This is a genomic window from Mesorhizobium sp. B1-1-5 (genome assembly GCF_006443065.1).
Lineage (GTDB): Bacteria > Pseudomonadota > Alphaproteobacteria > Rhizobiales > Rhizobiaceae > Mesorhizobium.
In genome coordinates, this window is record NZ_VFWS01000502.1 from 1 (window position 1) to 1,200 (window position 1,200).

Consider the following 1,200-nt stretch of genomic DNA (forward strand, 5'->3'; position numbering starts at 1 on the left):
ATTCCGCCTCTTGGCGCCGGACGAGCCGATGCAGCCCGTCCTCGACAGGCTCGCCGAGTTCAAGCGCAAATGGCTCGCCGCGCGCGGACACGAATCCAACCTGTTCGATGAGGGGTCGCCGGCCCTGGCCGCGCTGGTCGCGGTGCTGGCCAGGGAAGGGCTCCTGCATGTCTTCGTGCTGGAATGCGCCGGGATGGTGGTGGCGGTCTCGATCAATTTCGTCCAGCGCAACACGATGATGGCCTTCGTCACGACCTACGATCCGGATGTCGAACGGGCGTCTCCCGGCATGGTGCTGATGATGGACTACATCCAGTGGTCGATCGACAGGGGACTGACGATGGTCGACTTCCTGTGCGGCGGCGAGGATTTCAAGCGGCGCTTCGCGACCCAGTCGGTGACGCTGGATTCGGTGCTGGGAACAAGGACGTTGCGCGGAACACTCGCCGCGCTGGCGGACCGGACCCTGCATGCCGGCAGGGAACTGCACCAGCGGTTGCGGCCTGATCCTCGGCAAAAGCCGGCACCGGTGGAATAGGCCCGATTCACCGGCGACGTGCGAACCTATCGGTCGATCATCACCATGGTGCGGTCGCCGTAGCGCGGGCCGGAGACCTTCCCCGGGGCCAGCGCGTCGTCGAGCGCCGCCATCTCGGCGGCCTCCAGTTTCAGCGACGCCGCGGCGACATTTTCTTCCAGATATTTGGTCCGCTTGGTGCCGGGGATCGGCACGATGTCGACACCGAAGACATTGCCCTTCTCCAAGAGCCAGGCCAGCGCGATCTGCCCTGGCTTGACGCCTTTGGCGGCGGCGATGTCGCGGACCTTCGCGGCGGCCTCGACATTGGCGTCGTAGTTCGCGCCCTGGTAGCGCGGGTCGCCGCGGCGGTAATCGCCTTCCGGATAGTCCTCGGCGCGCTTGGCGCCGCCGGTCAGGAAGCCGCGGCCGAGCGGTGAGAACGGCACCAGGCCGATGCCGGTTTGCCGCAGCAGGGGAATGATTTCCGGCTCGAGATTGCGCTCCCACAGCGAGTACTCGCTCTGCAGCGCCGAGACCGGAAACACGGCGTGCGCCCGCTGGATGTTCGCGGCTCCCGCCTCCGACAGGCCGAAGAAGCGGACCTTGCCCTGTTTGACCAGCTCGCCGACCGTGCCGGCGACATCCTCGGCCGGCACGGCTGGATCGACACGGTGCTGGTA

At 66.8% G+C, this 1,200-nt stretch carries 2 protein-coding genes; one reads left to right on the forward strand and one right to left on the reverse strand.

The window, feature by feature from the left end:
- Positions 1 to 538: GNAT family N-acetyltransferase (locus FJ980_RS32745; protein ID WP_140547573.1), on the forward strand; the 538-nt coding region annotated here is incomplete at its 5' end.
- A gap of 26 nt (positions 539 to 564) precedes the next feature.
- Here the strand turns inward: FJ980_RS32745 and FJ980_RS32750 are convergent.
- Positions 565 to 1,200: aldo/keto reductase (locus FJ980_RS32750; protein WP_140547574.1), on the reverse strand; the 636-nt coding region annotated here is incomplete at its 5' end.